Genomic DNA, 19,563 nt, shown 5'->3' with positions numbered 1-19,563 from the left:
ATTGAAAGGGTTTATTATTTTTACAAACTTTTAAGAATTTAAATTATAGGTATTGCGAGTTAAGTCTTTCTTCTTTCTTGTTCTTTTTGCGGCATTTTTAGTCACACCTATAATCGTGTCTTTAATTCAGGATAATGAGAAAACATTAGTTATCTCCATGACTGAAGAAGAAAAGAGCACAAATAACGCATATGAATTTGAAAAAGATGTCAAGATTAGTATTGGCTCTTTTGCATTTAGTTTATTGCGATTTGAAGATAATGAAGTGTCTAATTATGAGTATAATAATAAAGCTCATATAGTTTACATCGATCTTTTATATCCTCCCCCTAAGTTTATCTAACTTCCCTATAATCATTCGAAAATATATAACCTTTATACATCGTGTATAGAGGGTATATGCTATTACATAAAATTTAAAACTTCTAAATAATGATAACTTCAGCAATAAATAAAGAGACTCAAGATGGCTTGACTCCAGACTCAGTACTTAAAGATCTTATACAAGGTAATGAGCGATTTATAAATAAGGAAATGCATCAACGAGACTTTAGCGCTCAAATAAAGGATACTACTGGAGGACAATGGCCTAAAGCAGTAATATTAGGATGTATAGATTCTAGAGTTCCTGTAGAGATGGTTTTTGACCAGGGATTGGGTGATATCTTCGTATCACGCGTAGCTGGTAACTTTGAGAATACAGATATGCTGGGAAGTATGGAGTATTCTTGTAAGGTTGCAGGTAGTAAACTTGTAATGGTATTAGGTCACGAGGCGTGTGGTGCAGTAAAAGCTGCTTGTGATGATGTGAAATTAGGAAACATCACGCACTTGCTAAGTAATATTAAACCTGCTGTAGAAGCTACAAAAACTGATGGTGAGCGCAATTCAAAAAATGATGCGTTTGTTGCAGGTGTAGTTGAAAACAATGTAAAACTTACTATAGATCGCATACGCGAAAAGAGTGAAGTTTTAAAAGAGATGGAGGATGCCGGCGAAATTAAAATTGTAGGTGGTGTTTATTCTATAACAAGTGGTAAAGTAACATTAATCTAATAAGTCACCAACATGTTTAAAAATTTAAAAAACGATTTTCCAGCAAGTGTCGTGGTGTTCTTTGTGGCGCTACCTTTATGTTTAGGTATTGCGCTGGCGAGTGGCGCTCCGCTATTTTCTGGATTAATTGCAGGAATTGTAGGAGGTATAGTAGTAGGAGGACTTAGTGGTTCTAGCCTAGGTGTAAGTGGCCCTGCAGCAGGATTGTCTGCGATCGTTTTAGTCGCTATTTCTACCTTAGGAGGATATGAAAACCTACTTGTAGCAGTAGTTTTGGGAGGGGCAATTCAATTATTATTTGGAGTGTTAAAAGCTGGAATAATAGGTTATTATTTTCCTTCTTCAGTAATAAAAGGAATGCTTACCGGTATCGGTATTATAATAATTCTAAAACAAATCCCTCACTTCTTTGGATACGATTCTGATCCCGAAGGTGATTGGGCATTTTTTCAAGTAGATGGTAAAAATACATTCACTGAGATAGGTCAAATATTTGATAGTATAAGTCCGGGAGCCACTGTAATTGCATTTGTTGCAATGTTTATTCTTATTCTGTGGGATGCCGTTCTTAGTAAAAAAGGTAAAATCTTCAAGTTGGTACAAGGTCCTCTTGTAGCAGTTGTATTAGGTATTTTATACTTTGTATTTACACAGGATTCTGCCACTTGGGGTATCTCTAGCGATCACCTAGTTAAGGTTCCGGTTCCTGATGATTTTGAATCATTCATTGGGCAATTTACTTTCCCTAACTTTAGTGTGATAACCCAACCACAAATTTGGATTACAGCGTTTACAATAGCTCTGGTAGCTAGTTTAGAAACATTATTATGTGTTGAAGCAACAGATAAATTAGATCCTAAAAAACGTACTACTCCTACAAATAGAGAATTATTTGCTCAAGGAGCAGGTAATATAATATCAGGTATGATAGGTGGATTACCGGTTACTCAAGTAATTGTACGTAGTTCTGCAAATATTCAGTCTGGTGGACAAACAAAAATGTCTGCAATTATTCACGGTTTTCTGTTGTTGATTTCAGTGATTTTAGTTCCTAATGTACTTAACTTAATACCTTTATCTGTACTTGCTGCAGTATTATTTTTAGTAGGTTATAAACTTGCTAAACCATCTACTTTTAAGCGTATGTGGGTTTTAGGTTGGAAACAATTTATTCCTTTTATAATTACAGTTTTAGGAATTGTATTTGCAGATTTACTTGTGGGTATAAGCCTGGGATTAGCCGTAGGTATCGTGGTTATTCTTATTAAAAACTACCAAAATTCACACTTCCTTCATATTGTAAGAGAAGAAGAAACTGGTCTTGATGTTGTAAAAATGAGATTAGCAGAAGAGGTGACTTTTATAAATAAAGGAGCGATCTTAAAGGAATTAAATAATCTACACGAAAATTCATACTTAGAAATAGACGTACGTAAAACACGCTATTTAGATCAGGATATTATTGAAATACTAGATGATTTTAGCTTTAGAGCTCAGGATAAAAACATCAATGTTAAGATAATTTCAGAGCGCGGAACTATTGAAAACCCTAGTAGCTATGAGCAATTCTTTAATCAGGAAAAGAAAGACAAGTTTAAGGTGTCTGCCTAATTGATTAATAGATTTCATATGTACACTAAAAGCGCCGGTAATTTACCGGCGCTTTTTTATTTTATAATATGTTATAAAGCCTGATTTTGGTCTTGATCGTATTCTTGATTTTCAGAATTTTCAAGCTTTAACTTATTTACCTGTTTTAGAATATTAGGTAAAACAAGAGGAGCAATAGGCTCAACAGTTTTAAAGAGCACAGATTCTTCTCGTGTTTGAGGGTCTATTACAGTAAAAGTTAGTGCTGAGGTAAACATGATTATTACGCTAAGTATAAATGCAACTTTAAGAAGCCCAAACATTCCACCCAATATTCGGTTTACAATTCCCAACATAATTAGGGAAGCTAATTTTGTAAGTAAACGCCCTGCCAGGCTTATAATAAGTACAATAACAATAAAAGTTATTGCAAATGCTAACAGATTGATGCTTTGATCACTCCAGGTTACTTTGTCGTCTAGATAAGCTACTGCATAATAGGAGAAATTCACTGCGCCATAAATACCTATAATCAAAGCTACTATAGAAGCAAGCTCGATTAGAAGTCCGTTTTTAATGCCTTTATAAAGACCTAGAAGTAGGAATATTCCAAGAATAATATCAAGATAGTTCATACGTTAAAGATACTATTTTTAAGAACCTTGTTAAGTATATTTGCGGCTATGGCAAGAGACGAACAACTTAAAGAACGCTGGGATCAAATTGTAACTAAACTCTCGGCACGATTTGCAGACGGAGATACATTAGATCTGGACGCGATTATATATTTAATAGGAGTACAAGAATTAGGGCAACCGGGTAAGCGATTTAAGAAAGATGACAAACTAGATTTAATGCATATTGCGATATGCAGACTTCTAGAGCCATTTGGGTATTATAAATTTGATTATCAAGACGCAGATGGCTGGCCGCATTATGAAGTCATAGATCAATTACCTACGCTTAAAGCCGGAGAACAATCTTTACTTATGAAAGAAGCAATTGTGCAGTATTTTCTAGAAATAAAATTGATTAATTAATTGGGAAACTATGCTTCTAGCGCTTTTACACGAGTTATTTCCCAATGATACGGGCCCTATTTATAAAGAAACGATCGCAGGTAGATTTCCTGTAGAGCCTTTTAATACATATAGTAATCTCATTTTTTTATTCATTGTAATTTACTTTGGAATCCGTATTTACAAGGAGCCAAAAAATCAATGGTTTTTGATGATTACTATACCATTCATTTTTATAGGCTACATAGGTGGCACCTTGTATCATGGGTTGCGTAATTCTGAAGCTTGGTTGCTTATAGATTGGGTTCCTATTAGAGGCTTAAGCTTTGCAGCAATATTATACTTTGTTTTTAAATGGAAGGATACCTGGAGAAAGCGATTGATATTTATAACTGCTATAGGAATAGCCTTTGTAGGACTTCGGTATTTACCGGTTAATGAAAATTTAGAGCATAATCTAGGTTATCTAATAAGTGCGCTTACTATTCTTATCCCTATTATTGGTTATTTAGCAAAAACAAAATGGCGTAATGCGAGACCGGCTATCATCGCATTCATCATATTTGGAGTTGCAGTAACATTTAGAGTACTTGATACTAGACTTGATTTTGAGATATTCTGGATGGGAACCCACTGGTTATGGCACCTTTTTGGTGGTACAGCAGTATTCTTCATTCTACTATATATTTTTAGAGACAATAAAGCGCAAGCCGCCTATATTTCTTAAATTTGTGCCTTCCTAATTTAAAGGAATTATGTTAGAAAAAATAAAAGAACTTATTGCAGAAGCCGAAGCTTTTACAACTACTTCACTTGAAGAAACTGAAGCATTCAGAATTAAATTTCTAGGGAAGAAAGGGCTGTTTAATGCGTATTTTTCAGAATTTAAGAATATACCTAATGAGCAGAAGAAAGAGTTTGGGCAAACTATAAACACGCTTAAAACGGTTGTTCAAGATAAGGTAGATACGTTAAAAGCAAGTCTTGAGATAGCCGATGATAAAGGTAGTTATGGAGACCTTACAAGACCAGGTGAGCCTGTAAATCTTGGTTCGCGCCATCCTATATCTATTGTAAAGAATCAAATAATAGATATTTTCTCCCGCATAGGTTTTGATGTTTCTGAAGGACCAGAGATTGAAGATGACTGGCATAATTTTACAGCATTAAATTTACCAGAATATCACCCTGCACGAGATATGCAGGATACTTTTTTTATTCAGACAAATCCTGATGTGCTGCTGCGCACACACACGTCTTCGGTACAAGTACGCTATATGGAGGCAAACAAGCCGCCTATACGTACAATTTCACCGGGAAGAGTTTATCGTAACGAAGCGATTTCTGCACGTTCACATTGCTTCTTTCATCAGGTAGAAGGTTTATATATTGACAAAGACGTTTCTTTTGCAGATCTAAAGCAAACCCTTCAGCATTTTACTACAGAAATGTTTGGCAAAAGCAAAATACGCCTTAGACCTTCATACTTTCCATTTACCGAGCCTAGTGCAGAGGTAGATGTATATTGGGGTCTGGAGACAGAAACGGATTATAAAATGACCAAAGGTACAGGCTGGTTAGAAATAATGGGCTGTGGTATGGTAGATCCTAACGTTCTTACAAACTGTGGGATTGATCCTAAAGAATATAGTGGTTTTGCATTCGGGATGGGTATAGATCGCATAGCTTTATTGCTGCATCAAATATCTGATATACGCTTGCTAAGCGAAAATGACTTACGCTTTCTTAACCAATTTAAGAGCGCACTTTAAAAAATTATTACTCTTATTTTTAATATAAAATAGTTGCTATGAAAAAGTATCTTGTAATTGCGGTTCTTCTTATTGCGCTGGTCGCAGTAGCTTATTTGACTTTTGTCATAGCAGCTATCAAAATTATGATAGGGAGTATTTTCTTAGGAATAATGGCTATTGCGCTACTAGCCTTATGGATAATGTGGAAAGTGAACGACTAGTATGCGTAAGGATATTGAAATACCTCAGGTTTCGGGAGTTTACGTAGCTGCCGTTAAAGATTTTAATGTAGAGCATCGCACACACGACTGGAATGCATATCTAATAAATGATACTGAGGATACTCTAGAAATGGTAATGATCGTTTCTAAAGGCTACGGTGAGGATAAAGTCACCAGCCAAATGCGTCATAAATTAGATGAATTGCCAGCTAAAGGATACGCAAAGGTCGAATTTATTGAGGATAGTGTACTGGCACTTACAAATGAGTTTGCAGTCACTTATTTTCTAGACGGAAAACTTTTTGAAAAGAATTATGTATTTGATGCAGGTGTAATTTCTGATGCAAATACAGAGCCACTACCTTCTATGTTGCAAGAAGGTGTTTTGGCTAAGTAATCTAATCTACTTTTTCAGTAAGCTTTATAAATGTCTTCTTAGGGTCTTTACCTTTATATAGGATGTCATAAACGGCATTGATAATAGGTGTTTTAGCACCTAGTTTCTCATTGATTTTATAAGCACTTTCTGCTGCATAATATCCTTCAGCAACCATACTCATTTCCATTTGTGCACTTTTTACAGTATACCCTTTACCTATCATATTCCCAAACATTCTATTACGACTAAATACAGAATATCCTGTTACTAACAGATCCCCCAGATAGGCCGAATCATTAATGTTTCGTTTCATTTTGTGAACCTTTTTGATAAATTTCTTCATCTCTCGGATCGCATTACTCATTAGTACACTTTGAAAATTATCTCCATAACCCAAACCGTGCGCAATGCCCGCGGCAATAGCATAAATATTTTTGAGCATAGCTGCATACTCGGTACCTATAGTATCGTCACTTATAGTAGTTTTTATATAGTCGCTGCTTAAATGCTTTGCTACTATCTTAGCGTGCTCTTCATCTGCACAAGCAATAGTAAGATAAGACAAGCGCTCTAAAGCAACTTCTTCTGCATGGCAAGGCCCAGTAATCACACCTATATTTTCAAAAGGGATATCGTATTTATCATGAAAATGTGAGCCTACGATTTGCCCTGTTTCTGGTACAATACCTTTAATTGCCGAAAAAACAATTTTATTGTCAAAGCTAGCCGTAACCCGTTCTAGCTCTTTACCTACAAATGCAGAAGGAATAGCAAAAATTAAATAATCTGCGTATTTAATTATCTCATTAATGTCATTGCTAAGTTTAAGTTGAGAGGGGTTAAATTCTACAGCACTTAGATAATTAGGATTATGCTGCTCTTTTTTAATATGCTCCAGCGCATAGTTACTACGCATGTACCAGCCTACTTCTTCTAGGTTTTCTGATAACATTTTTACAATTGCAGTTGCCCAGCTTCCACCTCCTAAAACTCCAAATTTCAAGCTCATAATCGTTTTTTTACTACCTCAAAAATACTGAATTTCTAAACTACCTAACACCTTGAAAACCACCCCGATCATTTTTGGCACAGCCTTTGAATACCCATAATTATAATTCACAAGCAAGACGTCTCCGCTAGAATTCGGAAGCATCTAGTTTTAGATAAACTGTATGCTGACATTAATTAAATCGTATTATTATGAGAACTATAAAATTACTCAGCGGATTTGCACTTATACTTTCAGTATTTACATCTTGTTATACAGATACATTTATTGAAGATGAAGTGATTACAGGATCTTCTTTAAGTCTTGATGAAGCTCTTAGTGCATACGAACTTTGGTATGTAGATATTAATTTAACTAAGGGGAATGCCGGGATTCCATTTATGGACAAAGCATTTACACTTTCATTTGTTAATGGTGATGTACGGGCAAATAATAATTTGGCAGGAATAGGAAATCAAGGGAATGGTTTTGGTATTAATGTGGGTTACTATGATCTTTTTGATTATGATTTAGATATAAGTCACGATATAGATGGATTTTATTCTTTTGAGGTGACTCTTTTGGCGGGAGGTAGATTGGAACTGTATAATAGAGCTACACGTACTTCTTACTATTTAAAGGGATATCAGCGTAATACGTTTGACTACGATCGCATTTTCTACGATAATATACATTTCTTCTTACAGGAATATGCGGTTTGGGAAAAAATCTATACAAGCCCTCAAGGGTTACAAAATGAATTTGATGCTGAAAACTTTTTACGTTTTCTACCAGTATCCAATAGTGGAAATTTTGAAAGTTCGCAAGATTTTAGAGGTTCTTCCATAAACATGATTTACTGGGATTATACAGGAATATATGAGGTGAGAGATGTCGTGAATAATGCATATATAAAGATATTGACTTTAGATTACGATTATTTCCAAAATGAATTTTTTGAGCTGTCTATAATAGATGATTCTACAATTGCGTTATATCAACCTTCGACGGGAAGTGAATATCGCTTTAGAGGTAAAGGATATATTACCTACAAGACAGCTTCAGAAGGCAAAAGCAGAATTGAACAGACTTTAATTGAAAAAAAGGGTAGTCAGTTAAGTCTCTAAAATATTAGATAGTTTTTTGGTTGGTTAGTTGAAAATCGCTTTAGGATTAAGTTCTTAGAGCGATTTTTATTAAAAAAAGTTATAGAATCTCAAGTTGAAACTGTGCTTATAAATATTCACATACATTTAAAACGCTCTTATTAAACTCTTAAGAAGCGTTTTTGTAATTTACATTCTTAAACTAACTAATAAGAAATAGAAGTTATGGGATTATTTTCATTCATTAAAAATGCTGGTGCTAAACTAGGCATTGGTAAAAGTACAGCGGAAGATGCTGCAGAGAAAAAAGCGGAAGCTGCTGCTGCAACTGCTGAAGCAAATAAAAAAGCTGCTGCTTCTTTAAAAGAGACTATAGGAGATTTAGGGCTTGAAGTTGAGAATCTTGAAGTTACAATAAATGGTGAAGCCGCTGTTGTAAGTGGTAAAGCAAAAGATCAAACTACAAAAGAAAAGGTAGTGCTTGTTGTAGGAAATGTTGAAGGTATCGCACAAGTTGATGATAGACTAGAAGTTGAACATAAAGAGCCTGAGGCGCAGTTTCATACTGTAGAATCTGGTGATACTTTAAGTAAAATAGCTAAGAAATTTTATGGTAATGCTATGAAGTATCCTGTAATTTTTGAAGCAAATAAACCTATGCTTAAAGATCCAGACAAGATTTATCCTGGGCAAATGCTGCGTATTCCTAATCTTGATTAAAGGATTAATAAAAAAAAAGAGCCATTTACTTTCGTAAATGGCTCTTTTTTTATCTATAAAAATTCATTTTATCAATATAGTCCCACACGGGATTAGATAAAAGTGGTCTGCAGTTTTTTCCTTCTTGTATTGCTTTTCTAATAAAAGTAGATGAAATCTCAACAACAGGAGCATCAATTACTTTTATGTTCTTATGATCTTTAAGGGAGTTCGTTGAGGTAATTTCAGAAATACGTGGATAAACATAAATCTGATGGTTTTCTAAAATCACTTCGTAGTTTTTCCACTTGTGAAGAGTTCTTAAATTGTCTTCACCCATTATTAAGCTAAACTCGTACTGTGGATATTTCTCTTTAAGATGTGCAAGCGTATTTGTTGTATAATTAGGTTGCGGCAAATTAAATTCAATTGTGCTGGGCTCAATCTTAGGGTAATCCTCAAGAGCTTCTAATAAGAGTTGGTATCTATGATTATTATCTAGAAGACTGCTCTTTTTTTTGAATGGATTGTGCGGTGTAAGTACCATCCAAACTTTATCAAGATCGCTATATTCTGCGAAGTGATTTGCAATTATGAGATGACCTATGTGAATAGGATTAAATGTCCCGAAATACAGCCCTATTTTCATAGAATCAATTCTTTTTTACAAAATTTGTAACCAGCTCATATGCTTCTATTAAAGCAACATCAAGATCGTTATTTTCAATAATATGATCAAATTGTGGGGCGGTAGCTAGTTCTATACTTGCTTTTGCCACGCGCATATTAATACGATCTTCACTTTCGGTTTTGCGCTTTTTTAATCTAATTTTTAACTCTTCGATACTAGGAGGTTTAACAAATACGGCAAGTGTGCGTTCTGGATATAATTTCTTTATATCTAAACCACCCACTACATCAATATCAAAAATTACATGTTTTCCCAGCTTCCAGATACGTTCTACTTCGCTTTTTAGCGTTCCATAAAAATTATCACGATAAACTTCTTCCCATTCTAAAAACTCATCAGCCTTGATGCGTCTTTTAAATTCTTTTAGCGATAAAAAATAATAATCAACACCATCTTTTTCAGTAGGTCTTGGTTCTCTTGATGCAGCAGAGATACTAAATTCGAGATTTAATTCTTCTTTAGCTAAAAGCCATCTTACAATGGTGGTTTTGCCACTTCCGCTAGGTGCAGAAAAAACAATTAATTTGCCTCCTTCAGTCATTTAAAGCACATTTAAAAGTTGTTCTTTTATTTTTTCTAGTTCGTCTTTCATACGCACTACAACTTGCTGCATAGGAGCGTAATTAGATTTTGAGCCTATGGTATTAATTTCACGACCCATTTCCTGGCTTATAAATGCCAGTTTTTTTCCGTTAGAATCTTCAGACTTTAAAGATTTCTGAAAATATTCTAAGTGATTATTTAAGCGTACTTTTTCTTCGGTGATATCGTACTTTTCTAAATAATAGGTAAGTTCCTGTTCAAAACGGTTTTCATCCACATCAGCTTTAAGATCGCTCACAGCTTTAGTAAGACGTTCCCTTACTCCTAGCATACGTTCAGGATCAATGGTTTTTACTTCCTCGAGGTAGGTAGAAATATTTGAAATTCGTAATTCAAAATCTTCTTTTAGTACTTTACCTTCGTCAAGTCTGTAATTCTCTATAGCGTTAAGAGCACTTTCTAACCCGGTAAGAATTGTTTGATATTCTTCTTCATCAATCTCGTCGCGTTCAGTTTTAAGTGCGTCAGGAAGTCTAACAGCCATCTTTAACAACTCTATATCATCTGCATCTGGAGTAACTACACGCAATTGCTTCATGTATTGCTGCACAACATCTGTATTTATAGAAGTGCTTGTTTCCTCTCCATTTAGTTCTACATATATGCTAAAATCGATTTTGCCACGCTCTAGTTTTTTAGCAACTATATTTCTCAATTCTAATTCTTTCTCTCTGTAGAATGAGGGGATGCGAGCATTAAGATCAAGACTCTTACTGTTAAGAGATTTAATCTCAATGGTTATTTTTTTTGAGGGAAGTTGATTAACAGATTTCCCAAAACCGGTCATAGATTTTATCATGCAAATAATTTAATGGTCAAAGATAGCAAAACTGAATGGTTAACACTCTTAGGGAATTTGAGGAATCCACACCAATAGCTCTGCATTTAATTAAATGTTTGTAATTAAAGGGTTAAAAAATAAAGTATATTTTGCTAACAGGAATACTAGACCTTGATTACTGAAAAAGAGCGGTTACAGCGCTGAGCATTAGTTAATTTATTTCTAATGTAAATTGATATTAAATGTGCTTTTTCTACTTTCGGCCTATGATAAATTATATTTTTTCTGCTCTAATCTTTTTGATTGCATTTGATGGATGCAGTCAGGAAACTAAAGTTGACGAAGTTATTTATACAGCAACTTCACGAGGATTTTACGAAGAGGTACGAATTACAAATGACAGCTGTATAATTAAAAAGTCAAAAGATACCCTTGTTACAAAAGCGATTGCGCTAAATACCAGTCAGAAAAACAATTTAAATGAAATTTTACGTAAAATATCTCTAGAGAAACTTAATAAAATAGCAGCACCGTCTGAAGCTCATACCTATGATGGTGCAGCAATGGCAACTCTAAAAGTTAAAAAAGGTGATTCACTTTTAGAGACGCGAACTTTTGATCACGGTAATCCACCCAAGCAGCTTGTAGATCTCGTTAATCTGATGCTGGGTTTTGAGGGATAGTATGTAATAACTATAAACACAAAGAGCTCCCTAAAAGGAGCTCTTTGTGTTTATAAGAATTAGCTTATAGCTTTCGCAGCCAGATATTTCTAAAGCTAACCGGGTTTCCGTGATCCTGTAATTTAATCGGACCTTCGCCGTGTGCTTCATTTTTAGGTTTTCCTATATATTCTGTAGTACCCTGTATCTCTACATTATCTTGAACTAAAACACCATTGTGCAAAACAGTTACGGTAGCAGATTGTGTCTTGTTACCATCTGCATCAAATACAGGTTGATGATAAATGATGTCATAGGTCTGCCATTCTTTAGTAGGTTTTGTAGCATTTGCAAGTGGTATAGATTGCTTATAAATTGCAGTAGCTTGCCCATTAGAATAGGTACGGTTCTCGAAGCTGTTAAGTACTTGTACTTCGTATAATCCTTGTAAAAAGATCCCACTATTACCTCGACCTTGACCTTCTCCCTCTACGACTTGCGGAGCTTGCCATTCAACGTGCAACTGCATGTCACCATAAGATTCTTTTGTTTGGATGTCTCCCGTACCGCCTACAACCGTCATAGAGCCGTCTTTATTTATTTGCCAAGGGGCATTAACAATAGAATCTGTGGCACTTTTCCAAGCATTAAGATTTTCACCATTAAATAAGACAATAGCGTCAGAAGGAACTCCGTTTTTGTTAAAAGTTACAACTGCAGGTTCTGGTTCCCAGACTTCAGTTTCTTTAGGATCTGTAATAGGAGCTTCTTCAACGACTGATGTGGTATCAGTTACGGATGTTGTTAAACCCTCCTTCTTTTTTTCTTCGGAAGTATTACAAGAAATTAATAATCCTGCAACTAAAGCCGGAAGTACAAATACTTTTCTAATCATTATTTTAAAGTTGTTTAATTTTTATATTTCTGTAAGAAACTTGATTGCCGTGGTCTTGTAAAGCAATTTTTCCGGTTTTTACTTTAGCAAATGCTTCCCAATCTGCGAATTTTGATTTTGCAACCATAGCATCCCATTCCTCACCAGACACCGGGAATGTGACAACCTCTTGACCATTCATTACCACACTACCTTTGTTAGTATTATGATCTATTGTTATCTCATAAGTATTCCACTCACCGGCAGATTTAACAACACCTTCTGGAGCTGCAATCATATCATACAATGCACCAGAACGGTGTGTGGTTCCTGCCTTTGCATCTGGATGGCGTTCATCATCAAGAACTTGTATTTCTGCACCTGTATAGTAAGGCTCATTGAATTTTGGATCTTCTTGTACACCCCATAAAATACCGCTATTTCCACCTTCTGAAATCTTCCAGTCAAGGCTCAATACAAAGCTAGTATATGTGCTGTCTGTTACTAAATTTTCGGTACCATCTCTTTTTTCTGCAGGTGTGAATACCAGTGCTTCATCTTCGATTTTCCATTGCGTAGGTTCAGCCCCATTATACACATGCCAATTGTCGAGGTTGCTACCATCAAAAAGAATAGTCCATTCCTCTTGCGGTTGAGTTTCTTCAGTTTCTGAAACTGCTACAGTTTCATTTTCAGCATTTTTCGTCTGTTCTTTACAAGATGCAAAGAGCGCGATAGCAAGTCCTAAGGATAAAGTGAATTTTTTCATTGTTTTTATATTTTAAATACCTAAAATTCGTTTCAGTTTTGCTTCATCTGTTTCCGCACCAGCAAAATCGTCAAAAGCTTTTTCGGTAGCCTCTATTATGTGACCGGCAATAAATGGAGCACCTTCCCGGGCCCCTTGTTCTGGAGATTTGATACAGCATTCCCATTCCATAACTGCCCAAACATCACAGCTATATTCTGTAAGTTTAGTAAATATGGTTTTAAAATCTATTTGTCCGTCTCCTGGAGAGCGATAGCGTCCTGCGCGATCTTTCCAATCGCCATAACCTCCAAAAACACCTTTTTTACCCGTAGGATTAAACTCTGAATCCTTTACGTGAAACATTTTTATAAACTCGTGATAATTGTCTATATACTCGATATAGTCTAATTGCTGAAGTACAAAATGACTAGGATCATATAAAATATTTACACGTTTGTGATTGCCTGTAGCTTCTCGAAAAAGTTCAAAAGTTACTCCGTCGTGAATATCTTCACCAGGGTGTACTTCATAACATACATCTACACCTTGCTCATCAAAAGCATTCAAAATAGGAGTCCAGCGTTCTGCCAGTTCTTTAAATCCTAATTCTACTAATCCTGGAGGGCGCTGTGGCCATGGATGAAAAGTGTGCCATAGTAATGCTCCACTAAATGTACCGTGAACATCAATACCTAAATTTCTACTCGCTTTTGCAGCACTTATTAATTGGTCAACTGCCCACGCCTGACGCTTTTTTGGATTATTTTTAAAACCGTCTGGAGCAAAATTGTCAAACATCTCATCATATGCAGGATGTACAGCAACTAATTGCCCTTGAAGATGTGTACATAGTTCGGTGATCTCTAAGCCGTAGCTATTTACTTTGCCTTTAATCTCGTCGCAGTATGTTTTGCTTTCTGCTGCTTTTTTTAGATCGATTAAACGAGTTTCCCAAGTAGGGATTTGAATTCCTTTATAACCTAGATTGCTTGCCCATTTACACAATCCGTCAAGAGAATTGAAGGGTTCTTTATCGTCCATAAACTGAGCGAGAAAAACTGCAGGGCCTTTTATGGTTTTCATTTGGTTGTTTATTTTATATAAACACAGCGTCTTGAGAGACGCTATGTTTAATTATTAATTTTTTAAGCTAACCCAAGCAGCATTATTATCGCTTGAAGCTACAGAAGCGTATATAAACTGCATACCGCGTAAGCCGTCATCTATAGTAGGAAAATCTGGTCTTTCAGATAGGTCAGCTCCATTCTTTACTGCTTCAACTTCTCTTGCAAAGCTGCGGTATATAGTAGCAAAACCTTCTAAGTAACCTTCCGGATGACCTGGAGGAACTCGTGTATATTCGGTAGATTCTGGGTATGTGCCATTACCACCAGGAGTGAAAATCTGCTTGGGTTTATCTAACCAATAGGCTGTTAATTCATTAGGATTTTCCTGATACCAAGCTACGCTTCCTTTTGTTCCATAAATACGTATGCCCAGATTGTTTTCTTCTCCTGTAGCTATTTGAGATATACTCAAAGAACCCTTAGTGTTTCCTTCTAAACGTAATAAAATATTACCATCATCATCGAGAACGCGACCGGCGCCAAAGCTACTTAAGTCTGCAGCTACCTCTACAATTTTTTTACCTGTAATGTACTCTGTTAAGTTTTCTGCGTGGGTACCTATATCGCCTAATGCACCACCTATTCCAGATTTTTTAGGATCTACACGCCACGAAGCTTGTTTGTTTTCGGTTTCTTCAACCGCAGTTGACATCCACCCTTGTAAATAGTGTACAACCACTTTACGCAATTCGCCAAGCTCTCCATTTGCTATCATCAATCGAGCTTGTTTAACCATAGGATAGCCCGTGTAATTATGTGTTAAAGCAAAAATTTTACCGCTGCTTTTTACTACTTTTTGAAGATCAAATGCTTCTTCTAGCGTTAATGTTACGGGCTTATCGCAAATAACATGAAAGCCAGATTCAAGCGCTAATTTTGCAGGTGGAAAATGCATATGATTAGGAGTGACAATGGCAACAAAATCCATACGCTCATTTTCAGGAAGTTCTGCTTCCTTTTTAATCATTTCCTCAAAGCTTTTGTAAGCGCGCTCAGGAGCTACTCCCAAAGCTTCAGCAGACTGCAGACTACGTTCTGCATCACTGCTAAACGCCCCACAAACCAAGTCGATCATTCCATCTATTCTGGAGGCTCTACGGTGTACATCTCCTATAAAAGATCCTTGACCGCCGCCTACCATTCCCATCTTAAGTTTTTTCATCTTATAAATGTTTTTCTTCTACTTTTTCATTCTTGAAGAATATAGCAAAAAGAACCATAACCACTACTGCAAAAAGTACCGGAAATGTCCAGATGCCATTCCAATCGTGAACCCCTTCACTAATTAAATTACTGTCTGTAACTTTTCCTGCTATAAAAAAGCCCACTAGCATTCCTACTCCGTAAGTTGCTAAAGTGATAAGACCTTGCGCAGAACTTTTAAATTTCTCTCCTGCTTTGCTATCTGTATAAATTTGTCCTGATACAAAGAAAAAATCATAACAAACGCCGTGAAGCGCGATTCCTATAAATAACATAACAACTAGCTCGTCTGCATTACCATAAGCAAATAATAAGTAGCGTACTGCCCAAGCAGCCATACCTATTAATAAAGTGTATTTTACCCCAAAACGCTTAAAGAATAAGGGTAGTAAAAGCATAAATAAAACCTCAGATACTTGACCTATTGCTGCTTTTGCAGTTGATCCTTCCATACCTATTTCAGTAAGAAACGGACTCAAATTCTGATAATAAAACGCTAGTGGAATACATATTAAGATTGAAGAAGCAAAGAACACTAGGAAATTTCGGTCTTTTAAAAGAGATAAAGCATCAAGACCAAGGATGTCACGAATTCCTACTTTTTCACCTTTTGCAACAACAGGTGGAGTTTTTGGCAAGGTAAAACTGAAAATCCCTAGAACTGCTGAAGCTATTGCGGTCATTAAGAATGTGTTTTTAAGAGCGCCATCTGCAAGGGCTTCTGTACTATCCCAGAAAAATACATAGCTAATCACAACACCAGCAACAATCCATCCTATGGTACCAAATACACGTATGTATGAAAACTCTTTAGCCGGATCTTTAAGTTGTCTAAATGAAACCGAATTTACTAAAGCCAGTGTAGGCATATAAGCAATCATATACCCTAAAACATAAGGATAGAAAGCTGCAAAATCTGTAGCATTTGCCATTTGATACATAAGTACGGCGCCAATTAAATGTAAAACACCTAGAATACGCTCGGCATTAAAGTAACGATCTGCAATTAACCCTATAATAAAAGGAGCAATGATAGCTCCCCAGGATTGAGTAGAAAATGCAGCGCCAATTTCACCGGCATTAGCATTTAAATTTTGACCCATAAATGTACCTAAGGTTACAAACCAACCTCCCCAGATAAAGAACTCCAGGAACATCATAATTGAGAGTTGTACGCGAATAAATGATTTCATAAAATAGTTAGTTAAGATTTTGTGCTGCAGTAAGCAGTAATTCTTTGGTTTTTATAATTCCTTGTTCGGCAGTAAGATTGTTGCCTTCATATTCTACACCTATATATCCTTGATAACCGGCGTCTTTTACTAATTGAAGAATTTTTGAAAAATCCATGGAAGTCTCGTTACCGTTCTGGTCAAAGTTATAGGTCTTGGCACTAACAGCTAAAGCTTTTGGCATCATTTCTTCAATACCTTGATAACGTGGATATTCTTCTAGGCAAGCGCCATCCCATTGTGCACCATTTTCACGTTTCATACAAAAATTACCGAAGTCAGGAAGTGTACCACAGTTAGATTTATCTATAGTATTAATGACCTGCATAAGTAATTTTGCGTTAGAAGAAAAGCCACCGTGATTTTCTACAATCACTTCGATATTTTTTGTAGCTCCATAGTCTGACAATTTTCCCAGACCGTCTATTGCGCTATTTTTCCAAACTTCCTCATCCGGAGCGCCTATCAAATTAACCCGAATAGCGTGACAACCTAAATAAGCGGCGGCATCAATCCATTTTTTGTGATCTTCAACAGCTTGATTACGCTCTTGTTCATTTGCAGCTGCAAGATTACCTTCTGCGTCAACCATTATTAAAACATTATCGACATTAAATGCTTCAGACTTCGATTTTAATATGGGAAGTATAGAATCTAATGCTACTTGATCACTAGAATAAGTTTCCATAAGTGGGGTATAAAGTTGGCTTACATATTCTATTCCTTCAAAACCCATTTCGCGGGCTTTTTCGGCAAAATCCATTGGGCTCATTTCACCATTGCGTATTGCTTCATTAAGCGACCATTGTGCTAAAGAAATTTTAAAAAAAGGGTCATTTTGAGCAACTACAACGCTTTCATTGACATTTTTTTCAATTTTTTTTTCGCTTTTACATGACATTACAGCTACAACTGTAAGTGATGCTAATAGGAGTTTAATGTTCATTGGCTAAGCAAATTAGGTTGTTTCTAGTTAAGTGCAATAACGTATGTTTTACACTTAAAACATATAAGATCTCTAAATTATACTTTTTTTGGTTTAACTAAAAAATAACTTAAAATTTATATATTTGATAGTATTGGCTAGAATATATTATCAAAAAACTAGAAAAAACGTGAGTAGTATTAAACCTGAAGAGATGTACGATGCCATTGTGGTAGGTACTGGAATTAGCGGTGGCTGGGCCGCCAAAGAGTTAAGTGAACAAGGTCTAAAGACTTTAGTTCTTGAACGTGGTCGTATGGTAAGGCATATTGAAGATTATCCTACCATGAATATGGATCCTTGGGATTTTAAATTTAAAGGCCAACCTACAAAAGAAGAGGAGGCAAAACAGTTTAAGCAAGCGCGTACAGGTTATACTACAAACAAAGCGCATAGTCACTTTTTTGTAAACGATTTAGAGCATCCTTATAATGAAACTAAGCGTTTTGACTGGATGCGAGGATATCACGTAGGAGGTCGTTCTATTATGTGGGGCCGTCAAAGTTATCGTTTGAGTGATATAGATTTTGAAGCAAATAAAAAAGAGGGCGTAGCAGTAGACTGGCCGGTACGTTACAAAGATATTGCTCCTTGGTATGACAAGGTTGAAGAATACATAGGTGTGAGTGGTGAGAACTTAGGGCTTCCTCAGTTGCCAGATGGTAATTTTGGACCACCAATGGATCTTAACTGTGTAGAAGAGCACCTAAAGAAGAATATGGCTCAAAATTACAAAGATCGTCTGGTAACCATAGGTCGTACAGCACATATTACTTATACAGATAAAACATTTGAAGGGCGTTCTGCGTGCCAGTACCGAAACAGATGTATGCGCGGTTGCCCATTTGGTGCTTACTTCAGTAGTAATTCATCTACGTTGCCAGCAGCAGAAAAGACAGGCAATATGACTTTGCGACCTTTTAGTATTGTTAAAGAAGTTATATATGATGACACTACTAAATTAGCAACTGGAGTAAAAGTTATTGATGCAGAAACTAAGGAGGAAATGACTTTTAACGCTAAAGTCATCTTTTTATGTGCATCTGCGATTGCTTCTGCATCTATTTTGATGCAGTCAAAATCAGATCGTTTTCCTAATGGATTAGGAAATGATAGTGGAGAGTTAGGGCACAATATAATGGACCACCATTTTCAGGTAGGTGCTTCCGGTAAATTTGATGGCTATCACGATAAATATTATAAAGGCCGCCGTGCAAACGGATTATATATACCTCGTTTTAGAAATGTAGGTGGTGAGACCGATCAACCTAACTTTAAGAGAGGTTATGGATATCAAGGTGGTGCAAGCCGAGGTGACTGGACCGAAGCAGTAGCTGAAATGAAATATGGAGAAGATTTAAAGAAGGCAATTTCTGAACCAGGTGACTGGACAATAGGAATTACAGCTTTTGGTGAATGTTTGCCATACCACGAAAACAAAATGACCTTAGATTATGATAAGGTTGATAAATGGGGAATCCCAACGATCACATTTGATGCAGAGTGGAAAGAGAACGAGTGGGAGATGCGTAAAGATATGAAGCAGCAGGCAGTAGAAATGCTTACCAATGCTGGCTTTAAAGATGTAAAACCTTACGACAATCCTGGAGCTCCAGGTTTAGGAATTCATGAAATGGGTACTGCTCGTATGGGTAGAGATCCTAAAACATCGGTTCTTAATGGAAACAACCAAGTACATGCTGTACCTAATGTTTATGTTACAGACGGTGCATTTATGACTTCTGCTAGTTGTGTAAATCCATCATTAACTTATATGGCATTTACTGCGCGTGCAGCCGCACACGCAGCAGAGCAATTTAAAAACGGAAAATTCGCATAATT

The 19,563-nt window shown here is 36.1% G+C and carries 23 protein-coding genes; 12 read left to right on the top strand and 11 right to left on the bottom strand.

The features are described 5' to 3' along the window. Nucleotides 1-52: 52 nt before the first annotated feature. The 3 genes from DSM00_RS11045 to DSM00_RS11035 all read left to right on the top strand — a co-directional run bounded on the left by DSM00_RS11045 (nt 53) and on the right by DSM00_RS11035 (nt 2,667). Nucleotides 53-343 (top strand): hypothetical protein, encoded by a 291-nt coding sequence (locus tag DSM00_RS11045; RefSeq protein ID WP_128758069.1) that lies wholly within the window; start codon nt 53-55, stop codon nt 341-343. A gap of 89 nt (nt 344-432) precedes the next feature. Then, entirely contained in the window at nt 433-1,056 is a 624-nt protein-coding gene (locus DSM00_RS11040; protein WP_128758068.1) for a carbonic anhydrase family protein, read from the top strand. A 12-nt stretch (nt 1,057-1,068) separates the two neighbouring features. Further along, on the top strand, nt 1,069-2,667 hold the full coding sequence (locus DSM00_RS11035; RefSeq protein WP_128758067.1) for a SulP family inorganic anion transporter: 1,599 nt from the start codon (nt 1,069-1,071) through the stop codon (nt 2,665-2,667). Nucleotides 2,668-2,738: 71 nt separating this feature from the next. Here the strand turns inward: DSM00_RS11035 and DSM00_RS11030 are convergent, their stop codons facing one another. Beyond that, entirely contained in the window at nt 2,739-3,281 is a 543-nt protein-coding gene (locus tag DSM00_RS11030) for a CvpA family protein (RefSeq protein WP_128758066.1), read from the bottom strand. A gap of 48 nt (nt 3,282-3,329) precedes the next feature. Here DSM00_RS11030 and DSM00_RS11025 point away from each other — a divergent pair, with 48 nt between their 5' ends. The 5 genes from DSM00_RS11025 to DSM00_RS11010 are packed head-to-tail and all read left to right on the top strand — an operon-like array spanning nt 3,330 to nt 6,037. Beyond that, complete coding sequence (locus tag DSM00_RS11025) at nt 3,330-3,686, top strand: hypothetical protein (protein ID WP_128758065.1); 357 nt, start codon at nt 3,330-3,332, stop codon at nt 3,684-3,686. Between the two features lie 10 nt (nt 3,687-3,696). Continuing rightward, on the top strand, nt 3,697-4,392 hold the full coding sequence (locus DSM00_RS11020; protein ID WP_128758064.1) for a hypothetical protein: 696 nt from the start codon (nt 3,697-3,699) through the stop codon (nt 4,390-4,392). A gap of 28 nt (nt 4,393-4,420) precedes the next feature. Further along, nucleotides 4,421-5,437, top strand: coding sequence for a phenylalanine--tRNA ligase subunit alpha (gene pheS, locus DSM00_RS11015; RefSeq protein WP_128758063.1), 1,017 nt, complete (start codon nt 4,421-4,423; stop codon nt 5,435-5,437). A gap of 38 nt (nt 5,438-5,475) precedes the next feature. Continuing rightward, nucleotides 5,476-5,640, top strand: coding sequence for a hypothetical protein (locus DSM00_RS15555; protein WP_164916323.1), 165 nt, complete (start codon nt 5,476-5,478; stop codon nt 5,638-5,640). Nucleotide 5,641: 1 nt separating this feature from the next. After that, nucleotides 5,642-6,037, top strand: a complete 396-nt coding sequence (locus tag DSM00_RS11010) for a hypothetical protein (protein ID WP_128758062.1) — start codon at nt 5,642-5,644, stop codon at nt 6,035-6,037. Between the two features lies 1 nt (nt 6,038). On the opposite strand, the gene DSM00_RS11005 is transcribed toward DSM00_RS11010, so the two are convergent. Next, the gene (locus DSM00_RS11005; RefSeq protein WP_128758061.1) at nt 6,039-7,028 is read right to left on the bottom strand and encodes an NAD(P)H-dependent glycerol-3-phosphate dehydrogenase; all 990 of its coding nucleotides are present in this window, start codon (nt 7,026-7,028) and stop codon (nt 6,039-6,041) included. A 191-nt stretch (nt 7,029-7,219) separates the two neighbouring features. Between DSM00_RS11005 and DSM00_RS11000 the strand changes: the two genes are divergently transcribed. Both DSM00_RS11000 and lysM read left to right on the top strand, forming a co-directional pair. Beyond that, a complete protein-coding gene (locus tag DSM00_RS11000) occupies nt 7,220-8,134 on the top strand; it encodes a nicotinic acid mononucleotide adenyltransferase (protein ID WP_128758060.1) in 915 nt (304 codons plus the stop codon). A gap of 204 nt (nt 8,135-8,338) precedes the next feature. Further along, a complete protein-coding gene (lysM, locus tag DSM00_RS10995) occupies nt 8,339-8,833 on the top strand; it encodes a peptidoglycan-binding protein LysM (protein WP_128758059.1) in 495 nt (164 codons plus the stop codon). A gap of 49 nt (nt 8,834-8,882) precedes the next feature. Here the strand turns inward: lysM and nadD are convergent, their stop codons facing one another. The 3 genes from nadD to DSM00_RS10980 are packed head-to-tail and all read right to left on the bottom strand — an operon-like array spanning nt 8,883 to nt 10,905. Further along, entirely contained in the window at nt 8,883-9,461 is a 579-nt protein-coding gene (gene nadD / locus DSM00_RS10990; RefSeq protein ID WP_128758058.1) for a nicotinate (nicotinamide) nucleotide adenylyltransferase, read from the bottom strand. A gap of 4 nt (nt 9,462-9,465) precedes the next feature. Beyond that, complete coding sequence (gmk, locus tag DSM00_RS10985) at nt 9,466-10,044, bottom strand: guanylate kinase (protein ID WP_128758057.1); 579 nt, start codon at nt 10,042-10,044, stop codon at nt 9,466-9,468. Next, complete coding sequence (locus tag DSM00_RS10980; RefSeq protein WP_128758056.1) at nt 10,045-10,905, bottom strand: YicC/YloC family endoribonuclease; 861 nt, start codon at nt 10,903-10,905, stop codon at nt 10,045-10,047. A gap of 248 nt (nt 10,906-11,153) precedes the next feature. On the opposite strand from DSM00_RS10980, the gene DSM00_RS10975 reads away from it, so the two are divergent. After that, nucleotides 11,154-11,570, top strand: coding sequence for a hypothetical protein (locus DSM00_RS10975; RefSeq protein ID WP_128758055.1), 417 nt, complete (start codon nt 11,154-11,156; stop codon nt 11,568-11,570). 64 nt (nt 11,571-11,634) lie between these two features. Here the strand turns inward: DSM00_RS10975 and DSM00_RS10970 are convergent, their stop codons facing one another. The 6 genes from DSM00_RS10970 to DSM00_RS10945 are packed head-to-tail and all read right to left on the bottom strand — an operon-like array spanning nt 11,635 to nt 17,682. Continuing rightward, nucleotides 11,635-12,444 (bottom strand): 3-keto-disaccharide hydrolase, encoded by an 810-nt coding sequence (locus tag DSM00_RS10970; RefSeq protein ID WP_164916322.1) that lies wholly within the window; start codon nt 12,442-12,444, stop codon nt 11,635-11,637. Between the two features lie 4 nt (nt 12,445-12,448). Further along, nucleotides 12,449-13,192: a 3-keto-disaccharide hydrolase gene (locus DSM00_RS10965; RefSeq protein WP_128758054.1), complete on the bottom strand. Its 744-nt coding sequence runs from the start codon at nt 13,190-13,192 to the stop codon at nt 12,449-12,451. 12 nt (nt 13,193-13,204) lie between these two features. Next, nucleotides 13,205-14,257, bottom strand: a complete 1,053-nt coding sequence (locus DSM00_RS10960) for a sugar phosphate isomerase/epimerase family protein (protein WP_128758053.1) — start codon at nt 14,255-14,257, stop codon at nt 13,205-13,207. Nucleotides 14,258-14,311: 54 nt separating this feature from the next. Then, nucleotides 14,312-15,463, bottom strand: a complete 1,152-nt coding sequence (locus DSM00_RS10955; protein ID WP_128758052.1) for a Gfo/Idh/MocA family protein — start codon at nt 15,461-15,463, stop codon at nt 14,312-14,314. A gap of 1 nt (nt 15,464) precedes the next feature. Then, complete coding sequence (locus tag DSM00_RS10950) at nt 15,465-16,697, bottom strand: nucleoside permease (protein WP_128758051.1); 1,233 nt, start codon at nt 16,695-16,697, stop codon at nt 15,465-15,467. A 7-nt stretch (nt 16,698-16,704) separates the two neighbouring features. Beyond that, a complete protein-coding gene (locus DSM00_RS10945; RefSeq protein ID WP_128758050.1) occupies nt 16,705-17,682 on the bottom strand; it encodes a sugar phosphate isomerase/epimerase family protein in 978 nt (325 codons plus the stop codon). A 193-nt stretch (nt 17,683-17,875) separates the two neighbouring features. On the opposite strand from DSM00_RS10945, the gene DSM00_RS10940 reads away from it, so the two are divergent. Beyond that, nucleotides 17,876-19,561: a GMC oxidoreductase gene (locus DSM00_RS10940; protein ID WP_128758096.1), complete on the top strand. Its 1,686-nt coding sequence runs from the start codon at nt 17,876-17,878 to the stop codon at nt 19,559-19,561. Nucleotides 19,562-19,563: the final 2 nt, after the last annotated feature.

This window comes from Leeuwenhoekiella aequorea (genome assembly GCF_004104375.1).
Taxonomy (GTDB): domain Bacteria; phylum Bacteroidota; class Bacteroidia; order Flavobacteriales; family Flavobacteriaceae; genus Leeuwenhoekiella; species Leeuwenhoekiella aequorea.
This window is presented reverse-complemented; position numbering and strand designations above follow the sequence as displayed.